Raw genomic sequence first — 20,120 nt, forward strand, 5'->3', positions numbered from 1 at the left:
GGATCGAGCATGACGATTAATTTTAAGGACGCACTGGGAGTCCATGCCGACGCGCTGCAGGTACGCGCCGAGCGGACCAAGGTGTTGGCCGCGAACATCGCCAACGAAAGCACGCCCGGCTACACGGCGCGCGACCTCGACTTCGGCGCAGTGATGCAGGATCGGGCCGCCGAAGAAAACGGCGAACTCTCGCTCGACGGAAGCAGCGAAGCGCTGTACCGCGTGCCCTTCCACCCCAGCGCCGACGGCAACACGGTCGAAATCGGCGTCGAGCAGGCGGCGTTCTCGCAAAATGCCTCGGACTTCCAGACCAGCCTCACCTTCATCAACATGAAGCTGCGCGGTCTGGCCAAAGCCATCAATGGTCAATAAGGCGGGTCAATAACCATGAGCTTCAAGGACATCTCCACTATCGCAGGTTCCGCGATGACGGCGCAGTCGGTACGCCTGAACACCATCGCCTCGAACCTGGCCAATGCCGATACCGCCGCGCGATCGGAGGCCGAAGCCTATCGCGCGCGCAAACCGGTCTTCGCCGCCGTCATGGAAAACGACGCCGGCGGCCGCGTGCAGGTACTCGACGTCGTGCAGAGCGCCGACCCGGTGCGCAAGGTCTACGAGCCGGGCAATCCGCTGGCCGACGCCGAAGGCATGGTCGTCTACTCGAACGTCAACTCGGTGGCCGAGATGGCCGACATGATGTCCGCCTCGCGCGCCTTCGAGACCAATGTCGAGGTGCTGGGCCGGATCAAATCGATGCAGGCCTCCCTGCTGAAACTGGGCGAAGGCTAAGACCATGCTGACCAATAACTCCCTCGCCGCCTCGAACAACACCGCCGGCACCGACTCGGTCGCGCCCAGCGCCGAGGTCTCCGCCAACAAGGACATGTTCACCAAGCTGCTCGTGGCCCAGATCCGCAACCAGGATCCGCTGGCGCCGTCCGACCCGAGCCAGTTCGTCAACCAGCTGTCGCAGTTGTCGCAGACCGAAGCGCTGCAGAACCTCTCCAAAACCACCAGCGCCAGCGCCAGCGTGCTGCAAAGCCTGCAGGTGCTGGCGATGGGCGGCCAAGTGGGCTCGCAAGTGACGGTCGCCACCGACCGCCTGCGCCTGGACGGCGCGCCTGTCAGCGGCAGCATCCAGCTGCCGTCGGCGTCCGGCGCGACCAACCTGGTGCTGACCGGTGCCGACGGCCAGGCGCACAACCTGGCCCTGCCCTACCACGCGGCAGGTTCGCAAGCATTCACGATCGACCCGAGCGCCCTGGGCCTGGCGCCGGGCAGCTATTCGATCGCGGCCCGGACCGCAGACGGCGCCGCCGTGCCCGTCGAAATCGCCGGCACCGTGAGCAGCGTGCGTCTGTCGGGTACCGGTTCCGTCGTATTGCAGGTGGCTGGTGTCGGCGACATCGACCCGTCCGCCATTACTGGTTTCAACGGCAAGGCTCCCGCCTTCGCCGCTAACTGATATTCAAGGATCAAACAGCCATGAGCTTTAACATCGCCCTCTCCGGTATCCAGGCCATCAACGAGCAGCTGGAAGCCGTCTCGAACAACATCGCCAACTCGAGCACCTACGGTTTCAAGAGCAGCCGCGCCAACTTCTCCGCCATGTACGCAGGCGAGCAGGCGAACGGCGTCTCGGTCGGGTCGCTGACCCAGAACATCGGCACCAACGGCTCGGTCGAATCGACCGGCCGTTCGCTCGACGCCGCCATCGAAGGCCGCGGCTTCTTCGTGACCCGCGACAGCCAGGGCACGATGTCGTACAGCCGCGTCGGCATCTTCGCCGCCGATAACGCCGGCAACCTGGTCGACGCCGCCGGCCGCAAGGTGCAGGGCTATGGCCCGGCCGTCAATGGCGCGCTCGGCACCATGGGCGACATCAAGATCCCGACCGGCCAGATCGCGGCCAAGGCCTCGACCAGCGTCACGTTTGTGGGCAACCTGTCGGCCGACTGGAAACCGCCGGTCAATCCGACCTTCGACGCCAGCAAGTCCGACAGCTACAACATGGTGAAGCAGTCGGTCCTCTACGATTCGCTCGGCAGCCAGCACACCGTGTCGCAGTACTTCGTCAAGTCGGGCAATAACGTCAATGTGTATTACGGTTTCGACGGCGCGCTCCCGACCGCCGCGACCGCGACGCCGAATACCCTCACCTTCGACGGCAAGGGCCAGCTGACCAGCACCCCGACGTCGGGCACGCTCACCCTGACCACGACCAATGGTTCGAACCCGATCGCCTTCACGGTCGACTACACCGGCACCACAAAGTTTGCCGGAGAAGCGACCAGCACCACCAACCGCACCGACGGCTACGCCTCAGGCAACTACGTCGGCGTCGAGCTGGCGGCCGACGGTTCGGTCGTGGCGCGCTACAGCAACGAGCAGAAGCAGACGGTCGGCACCATCGCGCTGGCCACCTTCGGCAACGAAGGCGCGCTGACCGCGACCAGCGACACCAGCTGGCAAGCCAACGCCGCCTCGGGCCTTGCCCTGTACGGCACCCCGGGCTCGGGCCTGGCCGGCAAACTCAATACCGGTGCGCTCGAAGGCTCGAACGTCGACATCACCTCCGAACTCGTCGGCCTGATGACCTCGCAGCGTAACTACCAGGCGAACTCGAAGGTCATCACGACCGAGAACCAGATGATGCAAACCCTGATGCAGGCGCTGGGCTAAGGACTGACGCGCGATGGATAAACTGATCTTCACCGCCGTCTCCGGCGCCGAGCACACGCTGCGTGCCCAGCAGGTCCACGCGAACAACCTGGCCAACATGGACACGCCGGGCTTTCGCGCCAACCTGGAACTGGTGACCACCCAGAAGCTCGGCGGCTACGGTTACGACGACGTGCACATGGCCCGCACCCAGGCCGACGCCGTCTCGACCAAGCCCGGCACCGTGCGCGAGACCGGGCGTCCGCTCGACGTCGCCATCAACGGCACCGGTTATTTCGCGGTCGAATTCGGCGGCGCCGAGGCCTATACCCGCGCCGGCGCGATCGACATCGACGCCAACGGCGCCTTGTCGGTGGCGGGCCGCCCGCTGCTGGGCGAAGGCGGGCCGATCGTGCTGCCGCCGCATTCGGCGGTGGAAGTCGGTACCGACGGCACGATTTCGGTGATGGCCGAAGGCGCGACCACGATGCAGGTGATCGACAAGCTGCGCCTGGTGAATGCGGAAGGCCCCGAGCTGACCAAGAACGAAGCCGGCCTGCTTGTCGCCCGCAACGGCGACCAGCTGCAGGCGGATGCGAACGTCACCGTGCGCGCCCGTTCCCTGGAAGGCAGCAACGTGTCGGCCGTCGAAGAGATGGTCGCGACCATGGCCCTGAACCGCAGTTTTGAGCTGCAAATGAAACTGTTCCAGGCCGGTGACAAGATGAATGAGGCGGGTAACCGCCTGCTCGGCGCCTAAGCACGCTGACAATCAAAGGAGAATTTAATGAATCCAGCAATGTGGATCAGCAAGACCGGTGTTCAGGCGCAAGACGCCAAGCTGCAGGCGATCGCCAACAACCTGGCCAACGTCAACACCGTCGGCTTCAAGCGCGACCGCGTCGTCTTCGAAGACCTGCACTACCAGGTCGACGCCCAGCCGGGCGCGCAGAGCGCCGACAACACGGTGTCGAACGGCGTCCAGCTCGGTAACGGTACGCGCCTGGTCGGCACCCAGAAGGTGTTCACCAACGGTTCGATCCAGACCACCAGCCAGCAGCTCGACGTCGCCATCTCCGGCAACGGCTTCCTGCAGGTGCGCCGCCCGAACGGCGACGCCGCCTTCACCCGTGCCGGCCAGCTGCAGGTCGACGCCAACGGTACCCTGGTCAATGCCCAGGGCCTGCCGCTGGTGCCGCAGATCACCGTGCCGAACAACGCCACCGCGATCACCATCGCCGAAAACGGCACCGTCTCGGCCACCGTTCCCGGCCAGGCCGCCCCGACCGAAATCGGCGCCCTGACCCTGACCGGCTTCGTCAATCCGGCCGGCCTGCTGGCCCTCGGCGAAAACCTGTTCTCGGAAACCGCCGCCAGCGGCGCGCCGAACGAAGGCCGTCCTGGCGACGGCGCCCTGGGCAAGCTCAAGCAAGGCGCGCTCGAAGGTTCGAACGTGCAGGTCGTCGAAGAAATGGTCGACATGATCGCTGCACAACGTACTTATGAGATGAATACCAAAGTGTTGTCGGCGGCTGACAATATGCTGCAATACCTGGCGCAGGCGGCCCGATAATGCTCCGTTCTAGCCTTGCGGCAACTATCATGACGGTGTTGCTGGTGGGTTGTGCTTCCCGCGCACCGATTGATGCCGCCCCCGACCAGGATGCGGTACCGGTCGCGCGCACTGCCCAGCACGGCGTTTCCGGCGGCGTGTTCAGCAGCGACGCGCTGTCGCTGACCTCCGACGCCCGCGCTTACCGCGTGGGCGACGTGGTCACCGTGATCCTGCAGGAGACCACGCAGGCGAGCAAGCGCGCCGGCACCAGTTTCAGCAAGGGTTCGTCGGTGGGCGTTGCTCCGCTGGGCGCGCTCGGCAAGACCTTCGGCAAGACCCAGCTCGACATGTCGGCCGACCGCAGTTTCAAGGGCGACTCGACCAGCACCCAGCAGAACGCCCTGTCCGGCGCGCTGACCGTGATCGTGCAGGAAGTGCTGCCGAACGGACTGCTGCGCGTGTCGGGCGAGAAGAACATGACCCTGAACCAGGGCGAAGAATTCCTGCGCCTGAAGGGCTATATCCGCGCCGCCGACGTCGATGCCGACAACCAGGTGTCCTCGCTGCGCGTGGCCAATGCCCGGATCGCCTATTCGGCGAAAGGCGTGCTGGCCGACGCCAACTCGGCAGGCTGGTTGACGCGTTTCTTCACCGGACCGCTGATGCCCTTTTAAATTAGGACCGACATGATCCAGATTCGCCGCACTGCCCGACTCCTTCTCGCCGCTGCGCTCGCATTGAGCGCCGTGGTGCCCGCGCAGGCCGCCCAGGCCCTGCGCAACCTGGTCAGTATCGAGGGCGTGCGCGAAAACCCGCTGGTCGGCTACGGTCTCGTGGTCGGCCTGAACGGCTCCGGCGATTCGACCCAGGTGAAGTTCGCCAGCCAGTCGGTCGTGAACATGCTCAAGCAGTTCGGCGTCAAGCTCCCCGAGGGCCAGGACGCCAAGAACAAGAACGTCGCCGCCGTCATGGTCTCGGCCGTGTTCCCGCCGGGTTATCGGCGCGGCCAGGCGATCGACGTTACCGTGTCCTCGCTCGGCGACGCGAAAAGCCTGCGCGGCGGCACCCTGCTGCTGACGCAAATGCGCGCGGCCGACAACGAAACCTATGCGCTGGCCCAGGGCAACCTGGTGGTCGGCGGCCTGAACGCCACCGGCAAGAGCGGCTCCTCGGTAACGGTCAACACCCCGACCACCGGCCGCATCCCGAACGGCGCCATGATCGAGCGCGAGATCGCCACCGATTTCGCCACCCGTCCGCAAGTGCTGCTGCGCTTGCGCCACCCGCATTTCGAGACCGCGACCAATGTCGTGGAAGCGATCAACCGCCGCTTCGGTCCGGTGGCCACCACCGCCGACGGCACCAGCGTCGAAGTCGTGGCCCCATCCGATCCGACCGCGCGCGTCGCCTTCGTCGCCAAGCTGTCCAACCTCACCGTCGAATCCGGCGTCGAAGTGCCGAAGGTCGTCTTCAATTCGCGCACCGGTACCGTCGTCATCGCCGAGGGCCTGCGCGTGAAATCGGCCGCCGTCACCCACGGCTCGCTGAAGGTCGTGATTTCCGAAAGTTCGAACGTGAGCCAGCCCGGCCCGCTCTCGCGCGGCCAGACCGCGGTCACGCCGCAGTCCCAGCTGTCGGTCGACCAGGGCGGTGGCCGCCAGATGTTCAAATGGCCGGGCGGCGCCAAGCTGCAGACCATCATCGACGTGGTCAACAGCCTGGGCGCCTCGCCGGACGACATCATGGCGATCCTGCAGGCGCTCGACCAGGCAGGCGCCATCGAAGGCGAACTGGTGGTGATCTGATGGACCGCACCCTCCCCCTGAATCCCCTCTTGCCCCGCGCCGGTGCCGACAAGCCGGATGCGGTGACGCCGGCAGCCGAAGATGCCGCCCACGTCGCCAGGGCTACCCGCGCCGCGGTCGAGTTCGAGAGCTTCTTCATCTCGCAGATGCTCAAGGACATGCGCGCGACCACGCGCGAGATGGCCGACGAGGACAGCGTCTTCAAGGACAAGGTCAACCAGGACATGCAGGACATGGCCGACGGCATCCTGTCGAAGCAGATGGCCGGCCAGCGCGCCTTCGGCGTCGCGGACGCGATCCTGCGCCAGCTCGTCCCTGCAAAAATTACTCCAGGCAACACTTAATATTTCCATGCAACTGGTCGCCTGTCTCTGATAGGCCCCATGTTTCTCGAGAAAGACCTCCATGACCATCATGACCAACGCCCTGTCGGGCGCGCTCGCTTCGCAGATGGCGCTGTCGGCAACCAGCCAGAACATCGCCAACCTGCAGACCAAGGGCTATACGCGCCAGGCTGCCTTACTGTCGGCAGTGGGCGCCGATGCCAGCGGCAAGGCCGTCGGCAACGGCGTACAGGTCAGCTCGCTGCTGCGCTTTGCCGACAGCTACAAGAGCCAGCAGATGTGGCGTGCGGCCGGCGAGACGGGCCAGTATTCCCAGACCCAGCCCTACATCACCCAGCTCGAGCGCGTGATGGGCGACGACACGGCCAGCCTGTCGGTCGCGGTCGACCAGTTTTTCGCGGCGCTGAACGCCGTCGGCGGGGACAACGCCACCTCGACGCCGCTGCGCCAGCAGGTGCTGACCGCCGCCGGCGTGCTGTCCCAGCGCTTCAACAGCCTGAACAACGTCTACAACGCCCAGCAGCAATCGGTCAGCCAGCAGCGCAGCGCGATCGTCGACTCGGCCAATTCGAACATTGCCAAGATCGCCGCCCTGAACGCCCGCATCACCCAGGCGAATGCCGTCGGGACGCCGGCGTCAAGCCTGATCGATGCGCGCGACCTGGCCATAGACGAACTGGCCAGCCAGATGGGCCTTGAAGTGTCGGACCAGCCGGGCGGCGTGCGCGACGTCTCGCTCAAGACCGGACAGGCCCTCGTGATCGGCAACGTCCCCGGCAAGCTCGAGGCCATTGGCGGCGTCGGCGCCCAGACCTTCGTCCTGAAGTTCGCTTCGACCACCTTCGGCCTGGACGCGGCCAAACTCGGCGGACAGCTGGGCGGCCTGACGACCTATGAACAGGACGTGCTGAAGCCGATGCAGCAGGGCGTCGCCGACATCGCCAGCCAACTGGCGACCAAAGTGAACACCCAGCTGGCAAGCGGCTATGCCATGGACGGCACCGCGGGCAAGCCGCTGTTCGTCTACACGCCGGGAACGACCAACATGATGGGTGTCTCGGCCAGCCTCGATCCGACCGGCCTTGCCTTCTCCAGCGACGGCAGCCAGGGCGACAGCGGCAACCTGCTGCAACTGGTGAACATCAACAGCCAGGCGATCAACGTCACGGGCCTCGGCTCGGTCCTGCTGAGCGACGCCGACACCCAGCTGGTCGGCAAGCTCGGCCTGCTGAGCCAGCAGAACCAGGCGGGCCTGGCCACGGCCCAGACGATGCGCACCCATGCGGTCGACGACTGGCAGTCCACCAGCGGCGTCAACCAGGACGAGGAAGCCGTCAACCTCGTCGAGTACCAGAACATGTACCAGGCCAACATGAAAGTCATGTCGGTCGCCAACTCCCTGTTCGACGCCACGCTGGCGATGATGGGTTAAGGAAGAATCATGCGCATCGCTACCGCCCAGTACCAATCGAACATGAACCAGTCGCTCCAGCTGAACCAGGAGCGCATGAGCAACCTGACCCAGCAAATGGCCACCGGCAAGCGCATCCAGCTGCCCTCGGACGATCCGGTCGACAGCGTGCGCCTGTCGCGCCTGCAGCGCGAGGAAGCGGCGATCGGCCAATACCGCGACAACATCGCCTCGATCAAGATCCGCCTGACCAAGACCGAAGGCTACCTCGGCAGCATGGTCAACGACATCAACTCGGGCCGCGACCTGATGGTCTGGGCGCTCGACGGCAGCAACACGCCGGCCGACCTGCGCGCGATGAGCACGCCGCTCGAGGCGCTGCGCGACAGCCTGTTCTTCAATGCCAATTCGGTCGACCAGGAAGGCCGCTACGTCTTTTCGGGCACCAAGACCGCGACCCCGCCGATGGCCTACAACCCGAATGCCGCCCCGGGCTCGCGCTACAGCTATGCCGGCAACACCAACGAGCAGCGCGTGGTGGTCGGCAACGGGCTGACCCAGGTTGCGAATGACAACATGAAGGGCATGGAAGCGCTGCTCAACAGCATCGACGCCACCATCGCCACGCTCGCCGGTCCCGCCATCAACGTGAATGCCCCGGCCACGCGCAACGTGCTGGTGGCCAACCTCGATGCCTTCGACGCCGGGCTCGACATGGTCTCGAGCAAGATCGCCGTCCTCGGCGGCAAGCAGAACATCCTCGACACGCTCGACGCCAACCATGGCAATATCAGCCTGTCGAACCAGATGGCCATCACCGACATCGGCCAGCTCGACATGGGCCTGGCGGCGACCGAGCTGAACGGGTATTCGACGGCCCTGCAGGCCACCTACAAGGCGTATGGCCGCATCGGCACGCTGTCCCTCTTCTCTGCCCTGTAACCGATGGACACCACCCTGCGAACCGCTTCCACCACGCTTCCCGTCAACACGACGGTCACCGCCGGCGCCGCCCAGGGCGCGCCGGCGCTGGTCCGTACCCAGCCGCCGCAAGACAACACGCCAGAAGCGCGCTCGGCCAAGCGCCCGGCCGCGCAGGCGCTCGCGTCCCGCAACAAGGCGAACTACGATACCCGCCTGCAGAGCAATGTTGCCAGCGCCCAGCAAGCCCGCGATTACCTCGAGCGCGTGGCGGCCCAGCTCGAATCGGTGAAAGCGGCGCTGTCCGCGAAAATCGCCGGCATGAAGAGCGGCGCGCGCGACCTCGAAGCGCGCGCCCGCCAGCTCGGCGCCACCATCGCCGCCCGCAGCGCCCAGGCCGGCGGCTCGGTCGATGCCCAGCTCGAATTCTCGGACGGCGAACCGGCCCAGCAGCGTTTCCGCATCACCGGCCTGGACGTGAGCATGCTGCAGGCGGCCGCCCCGCTGTCGCTGGCCTTCTCGGTCGGCGGCGCCGGCGGTCCGCAGCTGGCCGCCGCGTTCGAACCCGACATGACGCCCGAGCAGATTGCCGGCCGCCTCGACCGCACCCTGGCGCCGGTGAACGTGCGCGCGCGACTGGACAAGGGCGGCCGCATCGAATTCACGACTCCTGAATCCAACTGGTCGGGCGTGCGCGACAGCATCGCCATCTCCGGCCGCGGCCGGGTGACGACCGAGACCGTCGCACCTGACGCCAAACTGCAGGACCTCGGCACCGGCAACGCGGAAGCGCTGCGCCAGAGCCTGCGCGAAGTGGTGCAGGCCCTGGAGCGCGTGCGCCGCTCGCAGGACGCCGCCAGCGCGGCCCTCAGCGCCGCCACCCAGCGCGCGGCACAGTCGGAACTGAGCGCCGACGACCTCGTCCTCACGGCCCAGGATTTCGCCTCGACCGCGGTCAGCCACGATTACGAGTCGCTGCTGGCGATCACCTCGGCCCTCGTGGGCGTGAGCCGCGAGCGGGTCGTCGCTTTGCTGGGCTTGCGTTAAGGGGCCGGGAGCGGCCCCGGCCGCTCCCCGATCTGCTGCCGCCACATCGCGTAATACAATCCGCGCGCCTCGACCAGTTCGTCGTGCGTCCCACGCTCGACGATCCTCCCCTTCTCCAGCACGAAAATCGTATCCGCATGCATCACGGTCGAGAGCCGGTGCGCGATCAAAATCGTCATCTGCGCCGCGCGCCGTGAAATCTCGCGCACCGTATTCGTGATCTGCTCCTCGGTAATCGAATCGAGCGCCGACGTCGCCTCGTCGAAAATCAGCAGCGCCGGCTGGCGCACCAGCGCCCGCGCGATCGACAGTCTCTGCTTCTCGCCGCCCGACAGCTTCATCCCGCGCTCGCCGATCACGGTGTCCAGCCCCTCGGGCGAACGCTCCAGCAGATAGGCACAGGAGGCCTGGCGCATCGCCGCCACGATCTCGTCGTCGGTCGCATCGGTCTTCACGAAGCGGATGTTGTCGCGGATCGTACCCGCAAACAGATAGGTCTCCTGAGTCACGAAACCGATCTGGCGGCGCACCCGGTTGTAGCGCAGGTCGGTCGTGCGCACGCTGTTGTACGAGACCTCTCCCGCGTTCGGCGTGTACAGCCCCACCAGCAGTTTGACCAGGGTCGACTTGCCCGAGCCCGAGGGGCCGACAAAGGCCACCGTCTGCCCCAGCGTGGCCGCGAACGAGATCCCGGCCAGCGCATCCTCGGGCGCGCCTTTGTGCCGGAAACGGACCTCATCGAAACGCAGTTCGGTCAGCGGCCCGATCTCGACCGGATCGGGCGGGCGCCGCTCGACCGGCTTGTCCATCAGCGTTTTAAAATTCAGCAGCGAGGCCTCGGCTTCGCGGTGCGCCAGGATGATGTTGCCCAGCTCCTGCAGCGGCGCGAAGATCGACACCGAGATGAACTGCATCGCGATCAGCTCACCGGTCGAGAGCACGTCCCGAAAGATCAGCCACAGCAGCGCAAACAGGATCGCCAGTTTCAGAAGGCTGAGCGTCGAACCCTGCAAAAAGGAGAGCATGCGGATGCGTTTGACCTTTTCCATCTCGAGGGCAAAGATCGCATCGGTCTGGCTGCGCAGGCGCCGGATCTCGGGAAAGGTCAGCCCCAGGCTTTTGATGAGCTCGATGTTGCGGAGCGACTCGGTGATGAAGCCGGAATTGCGGTTGGTCTCGCGCGTAATCGAGCGCTGCTGGGTCTTGATCTCGCGGGAGAGTAGTCCCGTCAGCCCGCCCAGCACCAGCACCCCGACCAGGAACACCGGCACCAGCAACCAGTGCCTGGTGACCGCATACCACGCGAGAAAACTGACGCCGACCAGGGCCGCAAAGGCCGTGTTGATGAAGGTGTTGATCAGGCGCTCGCTGTCGGCCCTCACCTTCTGCAACAGGGACAGCATCTCGCCGCTGCGCAGGTCCTCGAATTCCTGGAATTTCAGCCGCAACAAGTGCCGCAGGCCGTCATTGAAAATCGCCACACCCAGCTTCTGCACCACCAGGCGCGTCACGTATTCCTGCAGGGCTTTCGCCAGGCGCGACAGGACGGCCACCAGCACGGCCAGGCCGAGCAGGCGCATCACGTAGGGCATCGGATCGGCGTCGCCGGGATGGCGCTGCGTGACGTGGTCGATGATGCGGCCGAAAATGATCGGATCGACCAGGGCCAGCACCTGGGCGATGCCGGCGAACAGCAAGGCCAGCAAGGCCAGGCGCCAATGGGGTTTCAGGTAAATCCAGAGGATGCGCATGCGGCATCTTAGCAATCCGGCAGGAACTTCCGCACACGGATGAGCCGGGCGCCGGACCGCCGGAACGAAAAAAACCGCTGCCCCGCATTTGCATGCGGTGACAGCGGTTTTTCGAAACGCGGAGACGAACTCCGCGTTGTCTTACGCTTCGCGCGAAGCCTTCTTGCGCTCGTGCTCTTTCAGGTAACGCTTGCGCAGGCGGATCGACTTCGGCGTGATCTCGACCAGCTCGTCGTCCTCGATGAACTCGACGGCGTACTCGAGCGACATCTGGATCGGCGGCACCAGGCGCACGGCTTCGTCGGTACCCGACGAACGCACGTTGGTCAGCTGCTTGCCCTTGATCGGGTTGACGACCAGGTCGTTGTCGCGCGAGTGGATGCCGATGATCATGCCTTCGTACACCGGATCGTTGTGCGACACGAACATGCGGCCGCGGTCCTGCAGCTTCCAGATCGCGTAGGCGACAGCGGCGCCGTCATCCTGCGAGATCAGCACGCCGTTACGGCGGCCGGCCATTTCACCGCGGGTGTTGTCGACTGGTGCGTATTCGTGGAACACGTGGCTCATCAGGCCGGTGCCGCGGGTCAGGGTCATGAATTCGCCCTGGAAGCCGATCAGGCCACGCGCCGGGATCAGGTACTCGAGACGCACGCGGCCCTTGCCATCCGATTCCATGTTCTGCAGGTCGCCACGACGGCGGCCCAGTTCTTCCATCACGCCGCCCTGGTTGGCTTCTTCGACGTCGACCGACAGGTTCTCGAACGGCTCGTGGCGCACGCCATCGACCATCTTGAAGACCACGCGCGGACGCGACACGGCCAGCTCGAAACCTTCGCGGCGCATGTTTTCGATCAGGATCGTCAGGTGCAGCTCGCCGCGGCCCGACACTTCGAAAATCGTGTCGTCGTCGGTCGGCGCCACGCGCAGCGCGACGTTGGCTTTCAGTTCGCGGTCGAGGCGGTCACGCAGCTGGCGGCTGGTGACGAACTTGCCTTCGCGGCCGGCCAGCGGCGAGTTGTTGACCATGAAGTTCATGGTCAGGGTCGGCTCGTCGACGGTCAGCATCGGCAGCGCTTCCGGGGTGTCCGGTGCGCAGATGGTCGAGCCGATGCCGATTTCGTCGATACCGTTGATCAGGCAGATGTCGCCGGCGACGGCTTCGTCGACCAGCACGCGCTCCAGGCCCTTGAAGTTCAGCACCTGGTTGATGCGGCCCTTGATCGGGGTGCCGTCAGGACCGTTCATGACGACCACGTCCTGGCCGGTCTTGACGGTGCCGCGGTTCACGCGGCCGATGCCGATCTTGCCGACGTACGACGAGTAGTCGAGCGAGGTGATCTGCATCTGCAGCGGGCCTTCCGGATTGTCGTCACGGACCGGCACGTGTTGCAGGATGGCGTCGAACAGCGGCTTCATGTCGCCGCTGCGGACGTCTTCGGTCAGGCCGGCGTAGCCGTTCAGGCCCGAGGCGTAGACGATCGGGAAGTCCAGCTGGTCATCGCTCGCGCCCAGCTTGTCGAACAGTTCGAAGGTCTGGTTGATCGCCCACTCGGCGCGCGCGCCCGGACGGTCGACCTTGTTGACGACGACGATCGGCTTCAGGCCCAGGGCCAGCGCCTTGCGGGTCACGAAGCGCGTCTGCGGCATCGGGCCTTCCTGCGCATCGACCAGCAGCAGCACGGAGTCGACCATCGACAGCACGCGCTCGACCTCACCGCCGAAGTCGGCGTGGCCCGGGGTGTCGACGATGTTGATGTGGGTGCCTTCGTACTCGACCGCGCAATTCTTCGACAGAATCGTGATGCCGCGTTCTTTTTCGAGGTCGTTCGAGTCCATCACGCGGGTGTCCACCGCCTGGTTTTCACGGAAGGTGCCGGACTGACGGAGCAGCTGGTCGACCAGGGTGGTCTTGCCGTGGTCAACGTGGGCGATGATTGCAATATTACGAATTGCGCGTTTGGTATTTGACATGTATTTTCAGCGTGATTTGCGTGATTTGCGGATGAACTCGCGGATGTGTCCGATGCTGCCGATTTCGGAAACCGCGTAGTATAGCACGTTGCCGTCGGCTCACCTTGGAAAAGGCGAGCATTTTCAACGAGTTGCTGTGTTTGCACCGAACCGGCGCGGTTCGGTGCGCTCTGGCCGACAGTGTGGCCCTGTTTTATTGCGGGGGTATGAAACGCCCCGCACGGTCTATTGCTGCGCCGCGATCAGGCGTTCCGGCGCCAGGATCGCATACTCCTGCAGGTTCGCGGTACCCAGCAGCTTGCCCTCGGCGTAGACCCGCACGCGGCCAAGTTCCGTCGGCACGACGACCGCTTCCTTGCCCAGCGCCAGCCGCTGCCCGTTCAGGAAACGCTTCGCCAGTTCCGGCGTCAGCTCGACCGACGGAAAACTCGACAGCAGCGCATCGACCGGCGCCAGCAGCGACAGCGGGTCACTGTGCGCCTGCAGGTCTTCCAGCGTGATCATCGCCTCCGCCGTCAGCGCGCCCACCTGGATCCTGCGCAGCGCATTCAGGTGCGCGCCGCAACCCAGGGCCGCACCGATGTCTTCGCCGAGCACGCGCACATAGGTCCCCTTGCTGCAGGTGACGCGGATCTTCAGCATCGGCGCTTCGTAGCCGATCAGTTCCAGGCCGTGGATCGTCACCGGCCGCGCTTCGCGTTCCAGCGTAATGCCTTCGCGCGCGTATTCGTAATAGGCCTTGCCGTCGCGTTTCAAGGCCGAGTACATCGGCGGCACCTGCAGGATCGGGCCGCGGAAACGCGCCAGCGCCGCCTCGATCTGCGCGATCGTCACGTCAACGGGAAGCGTCTCGATGGGCTCGCCCTCGGTGTCGCCGGTATTCGTCATGATGCCCAGGTGGACCGTGGCGTCATAGGTCTTGTCCGCTTCCAGCAAGTCCTGCGAGAACTTGGTGGCTTCGCCGAAGCACAGCGGCAGCAAGCCGGTCGCGAAGGGGTCGAGGGTGCCGGTGTGGCCGGCCTTTTTCGCGTTCATCACGCGTTTGGCCTTGATCAGGGCGTCGTTCGAGGACAGGCCGACCGGCTTATCCAGCAGCAGGACGCCGTCGACGAGGTCACGCGGCTTTTTTTGCGGGCGGGCGTTCACTTCGGCTGGTCGTCCGCTTCGGATGCTGCCTGGCCGTCGTCGAAGTCGGCGGCGCGCACGGCGTTTGCCTGGTCGATCAGGGCCGACATCTGCAGGCCGCGCGAGGTCGAGGTGTCGTGCATGAAGTGCAAGGCGGGCAGCGTGTGGATGTGCAGGCGCTTGCCGAGCATGTTGCGCAGGAAGCCGGCGGCCTTGTTCAAGCCCTCGAGCGTCTGCTTGACTTCTTCCTTGCTGTCTTTGAGCAGGGTGAAATAGATCTTGGCGTGGGCGTAGTCAGGCGTCAGCTGGACTTCGGTCAGCGTGATCATGCCGACGCGCGGGTCCTTCAGCTCGAAGGCGATCAGTTCCGACAGGTCTTTCTGGATCTGGTCGGCGACGCGCAGGCCGCGCTGGGGAATGGTTTTGCTGTGTTTTGCCATGGTGTTTATTTGAGGTTTTTCCGACGATGGTACATCGATTGGGGGCGCAGGGGCGTACGCGCGCGTGCGCGCGTGGGTGTAAAAAAAACGCCACCGGCTGGGCGTGAACCCGGCGGATGGCGCTTTTCGATCGCGCTGATGGATTAGAGCGTACGAGCCACTTCCGTCACTTCGAACACTTCCAGGACGTCGCCAACCTGGATTTCGTTGTTGCCCTTCAGCGAGAGGCCGCACTCGAGGCCGGCGCGCACTTCTTTCACATCGTCCTTGAAACGCTTGAGCGAGTCGATCTCGCCGGTCCAGATGACGATGTTGTTGCGCAGCAGGCGGACCGAGGAGGTACGTTTGACGACGCCATCGGTCACCAGACAGCCGGCAATCGCGCCGACCTTCGAGACCAGGATGACCTGGCGAATCTCGACCTGGCCGGTGATGGTCTCGCGCTTCTCCGGCGCCAGCATGCCCGACAGTGCCGTACGAATCTCGTCGATCGCATCGTAAATGATGCTGTAGTAACGGATGTCGACGCCATTGGCTTCGGCCACCTTGCGCGCCTGGGCGTCGGCACGGGCGTTGAAGCCGATGATGACTGCCTTCGAGGCGGTTGCCAGGTTGACGTCGGATTCCGTGATACCGCCGACCGCCGCATGGACGATCTGCACGCGCACTTCCGAAGTCGACAGCTTCTGCAGCGAACCGACCAGCGCTTCCTGCGAACCCTGCACGTCCGTCTTGATGATCAGCGGCAGGTTCTTGACCTCGCCCTCGCCCATCTGGTCGAACATGTTTTCCAGCTTCGCTGCCTGCTGCTTGGCCAGCTTCACGTCGCGGAACTTACCTTGACGGAACAGACCGATTTCACGCGCCTTGCGCTCGTCGGCCATGACCATGACTTCTTCGCCGGCTGCCGGCACTTCGGTCAGGCCCTGGATCTCGACCGGGATCGATGGGCCGGCTTCGGCGATCGCCTTGCCGTTTTCGTCCAGCATTGCACGGACACGGCCATAAGCGGAACCGGCCAGCACCACGTCGCCGCGGCGCAGGGTACCCGACTGCACCAGGATCGTCGCGACCGGGCCACGGCCCTTGTCCAGACGGGATTCGACCACCAGGCCACGGGCCGGCGCACCGACCGGTGCCTTCAGTTCCAGCACTTCGGCCTGCAGCAGCACTTGCTCGAGCAGGTCGTCGATACCGGTACCGACTTTCGCGGACACCGGCACGAACGGCGAATCGCCGCCGTATTCTTCCGGCACGACGCCTTCGGCCACCAGCTCCTGCGTGACACGGTCGGTGTTCGCACCCGGCTTGTCGATCTTGTTGATCGCGACAACCAGCGGCACGCCGGCGGCTTTCGCGTGAGCGATCGCTTCCTTCGTTTGCGGCATCACGCCGTCGTCCGCCGCCACCACCAGGATGACGATGTCGGTCGCCTTGGCGCCACGGGCACGCATCGCGGTGAACGCCTCGTGACCCGGGGTATCCAGGAAGGTGATCATGCCGCGCGGGGTGTCCACGTGGTATGCACCGATGTGCTGGGTAATGCCGCCGGCTTCGCCCGCGGCAACCTTGGCGCGGCGGATATAGTCCAGCAGCGAGGTTTTACCGTGGTCGACGTGGCCCATGACGGTCACGACCGGTGCACGTGGGGTCGCCTCGAACTCGGCGTGCTCGCCCTGGTCGGCCAGCAGCGCTTCCGGATCGTCCTCGGCGGCAGCGAAGGCTTTGTGGCCCATCTCTTCCACCACGATCATCGCGGTTTCCTGGTCCAGCACCTGGTTGATGGTGCACATCTGGCCCAGCTTCATCAGCTGCTTGATGACCTCGGAGGCCTTCACCGACATCTTGTGGGCGAGCTCGGCCACGGTGATCGTTTCAGGGACGTGGACGTCCTTGACGATCGCCTCGGTCGGCGCCTGGAAGTTGGTTTCGCGGTCGTCGTGCGAATTGCGGCGGCCACCACTACGGCCACCCGAACGCCAGCCATCGCGGCCGCTCGGCGCGCTTGGGGCGCCACGGCCCTTCGCACCGCTCGGTGCGCCACGTTTCTTGGCATCGTCAGACCAGGTCGAGGAGACATTCGCCGACTTGATCGACTTCTTGTCGCCCGGCTTCTTGTCGCCCGGCTTGGCGGCGGCACCGTCGGCCGGCTTCTTGTCGGCAGGCTTGTGCAGCGTGCCGGCAGGTGCGGCCGGCTTGGCCACGACCGGTGCTGGAACGGGTTCCGGCGCCTTGATGACGCGGCGCGGCTGCGCCATCATCAGCTTGATCTGGGCTACTTCGTCGGCCACGGCCTTGCGTGCACGCTCGGTGGCGGCAGCGCGTTCGGCGGCTTCCTTGGCGGCTTCTTCCGCCTTGCGCTTGGCGTCGTCGGCGGCGGCCTGCTTGGCCTGCTCGCTGGCAGCCGAATTGGCGGCGGCGGTGGCGGCGGCATTGCGCTTGGCGGCTTCCGCAGCGTCGCGCTTGGCCTGCTCCTCATCGGCCTTGGCCTGTTCGGCGCGCTCGGCTTCGAGCTTGGCCAGGCGTTCCTGCTTTTCACGCAGGTCCGCTTCCTGGCGAGCGACGAGCTCGGCGTGACGGCGCGACTCTTCCTCGCGGCGGGCGATTTCGGCGGCGTCGACCACAGGGGCCGCCGCTTCCGTTGCCGGCGCCGGCGTGGCGACGACGTCGTCGCGCTGGACGAAGGTGCGCTTCTTGCGCACTTCGACCTGGATCGTGCGCGACTTGCCGGAAGCATCCGCCTGCTTGATCTCGCTCGTTTCCTTGCGGGTGACCGTGATCTTCTTCTTCTCGGTCGCATCGGCTGCACCGTGGGTACGGCGCAGGTGGTTCAGCAGCTTGTCCTTATCATCCTTTGACAAGGGATCTGACGTCGAACTTTTATCGACGCCGGCAGAACGCAGCTGCGTCAGCAGCAAATCTGCAGGCATCTTCAGTTCGGTGGCAAATTGGGCTACGTTGTTACTCGCCATTCAGTCCTCTTTTCTATGTGTCGCGGAGATGATAAAGATTTGCAAATTATGCCTTGGCCGTTTCTGCCAGGCTCCAGGCTTTCGCCTGCAGCGCCTTGACGCGGTCATCATATTTACTGTCGACCAGCTTCATCTCATCGTCGGTCACATCATTAAATTCATTCTTGATCAGTTCACGTGCGCGGTCCGACGACAGGGCCAGGATCGCGCCGAATTCGTCGTAGGCCAGGCCGGCAAATGCTTCCACCGTCTTGATACCTGCGAGACCGAGCTTGCCGGCAGTCGTACGGTCCATGCCTTCGAGGTTGACCAGTTCCTCTTCCATACCCTCAAGACCTTCTTCCGAGGCGATCGCCTCGGTCACCAGGGCGTCGCGGGCACGGGTACGCAGTTCGTTGACGGTCTCTTCGTCGAAGGATTCGATTTCCAGCATTTCCGAAATCGGCACGTAGGCGATTTCTTCCAGGCTCGAGAAACCTTCCTCGACGAGGATGTCGGCCACTTCCTGGTCGACGTCCAGCTTTTCCATGAACAGCGTACGAATCGTTGCCGTTTCCTGGGCCACCTTGTTGGCCGATTCCTCGGCCGTCATGATGTTGATCTTCCAGCCGGTCAGTTCCGAGGCCAGGCGCACGTTCTGGCCGGAGCGGCCGATCGCGATCGCCAGGTTCTCTTCGTCGACCACGACGTCCATCGCGTGCTTTTCTTCGTCGACCATGATCGACGACACGTTCGCCGGCGCCAGGGCGCCGATGACGAACTGGGCCGGATCGTCCGACCACAGCACGATGTCGACGCGCTCGCCGCCGAGTTCGCCAGTCACTGCCTGGACGCGCGAACCGCGCATGCCGACGCAGGTACCGATCGGGTCGATGCGCTTGTCGCTGGTGAAGACGGCGATCTTGGCGCGCACGCCGGCGTCGCGGGCAGCCGATTTAATTTCCAGCAGGCCCTGCTCGATTTCCGGCACTTCCAGTTCGAACAGCTTCATGATGAATTCCGGCGCGGTGCGCGACAGGATCACCTGCGGGCCGCGCATGTTGCGGTCCACGCGAAGAATGTAGGCACGGACGCGGTCGCCGATACGCAGGTTTTCCTTCGGGATCATCTGGTCGCGCGGCAGGCGCGCTTCGATCTTGCCCGACTCGACGATCGCATCGCCCCGTTCCATGCGTTTGATGGTGCCGGTCACCAGCGAATCGCCGCGCTCGAGGAAGTCTTGCAGGATCTGCTCGCGCTCGGCGTCACGCACGCGCTGCAGGACGACTTGCTTGGTGTCCTGGGCGAAGCGGCGGCCGAATTCGACCGATTCCACCGGCTCTTCGATGTATTCATCGACTTCGATGTCCGGAATCTGTTCTTTTGCTTCGAAGTGCAGGATTTCCTGGTCCGGCAGTTGCAGGCCGGCCTCGTCGGGCACGACGTGCCAGCGGCGGAAAGTTTCGAACTCGCCCGTGTCGCGATCGATGCTCACGCGAATGTCGACCTCGCCTTCATAGCGTTTTTTGGTGGCCTGGGCCAGGGCGAACTCGAGCGCCCCGAACACCACTTCCTTATCGACGTTTTTTTCGCGCGCAAGCGCATCAACCAATAACAAAATTTCGCGACTCATGCTTTGCGACTCCTAAAATCCACCTGCGGCACCAAACGTGCCTTGTCCAATTCGGCCAGCGTAAATTCCAACAACGCCGGCCCATCTTTGCCTTCAAATTCCAGACCGATCTTGTCGCCTTCCGGCGCGACCAGGATGCCCGTATAGGTCTTCCGGTTCGCGGTGCCCGGCATGGCGACGCGCAGCTTCACCGTGCATTCATGGCCGGCGAAGCGCTCGAAATCGGCCAGGGTGCGCACCGGGCGGTCCAGCCCGGGCGACGAAATCTCGAGACGTTCGTAATCGACGTTCTCCACCGTCAGCACGTGCGACAACTGGTGACTCACCGTTGCGCAATCCTCGACGGTAATCAAGCCCTTCTCTTCCGCGACTGCAGCCGGGAAATCGATAAACACGCGCAGGACCCCGCGCTCGCCCCGCTCGACATCAACGAGGTCGTAGCCGAGGCCACCGACTGTCTTGGCGATCAAATCAAACTGCTGCACGACACTTCTCCAAG

General features: G+C 64.7%; 19 protein-coding genes. 12 read left to right on the plus strand and 7 right to left on the minus strand.

Features of this window, described 5'->3' with window-relative positions:
- Positions 1–9 precede the first annotated feature (9 nt).
- The 12 genes from flgB to LPB04_RS00260 all read left to right on the plus strand — a co-directional run bounded on the left by flgB (position 10) and on the right by LPB04_RS00260 (position 9,747).
- A complete protein-coding gene (flgB, locus tag LPB04_RS00205) occupies positions 10–372 on the plus strand; it encodes a flagellar basal body rod protein FlgB (protein WP_193686824.1) in 363 nt (120 codons plus the stop codon).
- 15 nt (positions 373–387) lie between these two features.
- On the plus strand, positions 388–792 hold the full coding sequence (gene flgC / locus LPB04_RS00210) for a flagellar basal body rod protein FlgC (protein WP_193686825.1): 405 nt from the start codon (positions 388–390) through the stop codon (positions 790–792).
- Positions 793–796: 4 nt separating this feature from the next.
- Positions 797–1,468 carry a flagellar hook capping FlgD N-terminal domain-containing protein gene (locus LPB04_RS00215; RefSeq protein WP_193686826.1) on the plus strand — a complete coding sequence of 224 codons (672 nt, stop codon included), beginning with the start codon at positions 797–799 and terminating at the stop codon, positions 1,466–1,468.
- Positions 1,469–1,488: 20 nt separating this feature from the next.
- On the plus strand, positions 1,489–2,685 hold the full coding sequence (locus LPB04_RS00220; RefSeq protein WP_193686827.1) for a flagellar hook protein FlgE: 1,197 nt from the start codon (positions 1,489–1,491) through the stop codon (positions 2,683–2,685).
- A gap of 13 nt (positions 2,686–2,698) precedes the next feature.
- The gene (locus LPB04_RS00225) at positions 2,699–3,424 is read left to right on the plus strand and encodes a flagellar basal body rod protein FlgF (protein ID WP_193686828.1); all 726 of its coding nucleotides are present in this window, start codon (positions 2,699–2,701) and stop codon (positions 3,422–3,424) included.
- Between the two features lie 27 nt (positions 3,425–3,451).
- On the plus strand, positions 3,452–4,237 hold the full coding sequence (flgG, locus tag LPB04_RS00230; protein ID WP_193686829.1) for a flagellar basal-body rod protein FlgG: 786 nt from the start codon (positions 3,452–3,454) through the stop codon (positions 4,235–4,237).
- 29 nt (positions 4,238–4,266) lie between these two features.
- On the plus strand, positions 4,267–4,893 hold the full coding sequence (flgH, locus tag LPB04_RS00235; RefSeq protein ID WP_229514998.1) for a flagellar basal body L-ring protein FlgH: 627 nt from the start codon (positions 4,267–4,269) through the stop codon (positions 4,891–4,893).
- A 12-nt stretch (positions 4,894–4,905) separates the two neighbouring features.
- Positions 4,906–6,024: a flagellar basal body P-ring protein FlgI gene (locus tag LPB04_RS00240; RefSeq protein WP_193686831.1), complete on the plus strand. Its 1,119-nt coding sequence runs from the start codon at positions 4,906–4,908 to the stop codon at positions 6,022–6,024.
- Complete coding sequence (locus LPB04_RS00245) at positions 6,024–6,368, plus strand: rod-binding protein (RefSeq protein ID WP_193686832.1); 345 nt, start codon at positions 6,024–6,026, stop codon at positions 6,366–6,368. Before LPB04_RS00240 ends, LPB04_RS00245 begins: the two co-directional genes overlap by 1 nt.
- A 61-nt stretch (positions 6,369–6,429) precedes the next feature.
- On the plus strand, positions 6,430–7,800 hold the full coding sequence (gene flgK / locus LPB04_RS00250) for a flagellar hook-associated protein FlgK (protein WP_193686833.1): 1,371 nt from the start codon (positions 6,430–6,432) through the stop codon (positions 7,798–7,800).
- Positions 7,801–7,809: 9 nt separating this feature from the next.
- The gene (gene flgL / locus LPB04_RS00255) at positions 7,810–8,721 is read left to right on the plus strand and encodes a flagellar hook-associated protein FlgL (RefSeq protein ID WP_193686834.1); all 912 of its coding nucleotides are present in this window, start codon (positions 7,810–7,812) and stop codon (positions 8,719–8,721) included.
- Positions 8,722–8,724: 3 nt separating this feature from the next.
- Positions 8,725–9,747 (plus strand): hypothetical protein, encoded by a 1,023-nt coding sequence (locus LPB04_RS00260; protein WP_193686835.1) that lies wholly within the window; start codon positions 8,725–8,727, stop codon positions 9,745–9,747.
- On the opposite strand, the gene LPB04_RS00265 is transcribed toward LPB04_RS00260, so the two are convergent.
- The 7 genes from LPB04_RS00265 to rimP form a co-directional block, all read right to left on the minus strand.
- Complete coding sequence (locus LPB04_RS00265) at positions 9,744–11,498, minus strand: ABC transporter ATP-binding protein (protein WP_193686836.1); 1,755 nt, start codon at positions 11,496–11,498, stop codon at positions 9,744–9,746. The genes LPB04_RS00260 and LPB04_RS00265 overlap by 4 nt on opposite strands.
- 141 nt (positions 11,499–11,639) lie before the next feature.
- The gene (gene typA, locus LPB04_RS00270) at positions 11,640–13,472 is read right to left on the minus strand and encodes a translational GTPase TypA (protein WP_193686837.1); all 1,833 of its coding nucleotides are present in this window, start codon (positions 13,470–13,472) and stop codon (positions 11,640–11,642) included.
- Between the two features lie 225 nt (positions 13,473–13,697).
- Positions 13,698–14,618, minus strand: coding sequence for a tRNA pseudouridine(55) synthase TruB (truB, locus tag LPB04_RS00275; protein WP_193686838.1), 921 nt, complete (start codon positions 14,616–14,618; stop codon positions 13,698–13,700).
- Positions 14,615–15,037, minus strand: coding sequence for a 30S ribosome-binding factor RbfA (gene rbfA, locus LPB04_RS00280; RefSeq protein WP_193686839.1), 423 nt, complete (start codon positions 15,035–15,037; stop codon positions 14,615–14,617). Before rbfA ends, truB begins: the two co-directional genes overlap by 4 nt.
- 143 nt (positions 15,038–15,180) lie before the next feature.
- Positions 15,181–18,009: a translation initiation factor IF-2 gene (gene infB / locus LPB04_RS00285; protein ID WP_193686840.1), complete on the minus strand. Its 2,829-nt coding sequence runs from the start codon at positions 18,007–18,009 to the stop codon at positions 15,181–15,183.
- Positions 18,010–18,055: 46 nt separating this feature from the next.
- Positions 18,056–19,621: a transcription termination factor NusA gene (gene nusA / locus LPB04_RS00290; protein WP_193686841.1), complete on the minus strand. Its 1,566-nt coding sequence runs from the start codon at positions 19,619–19,621 to the stop codon at positions 18,056–18,058.
- A complete protein-coding gene (gene rimP / locus LPB04_RS00295) occupies positions 19,618–20,106 on the minus strand; it encodes a ribosome maturation factor RimP (protein WP_193686842.1) in 489 nt (162 codons plus the stop codon). The genes nusA and rimP overlap by 4 nt, the downstream gene beginning before the upstream one ends.
- Positions 20,107–20,120: the final 14 nt, after the last annotated feature.

The organism is Massilia litorea, from assembly GCF_015101885.1.
In the GTDB taxonomy this organism is placed as follows: domain Bacteria; phylum Pseudomonadota; class Gammaproteobacteria; order Burkholderiales; family Burkholderiaceae_D; genus Telluria; species Telluria litorea.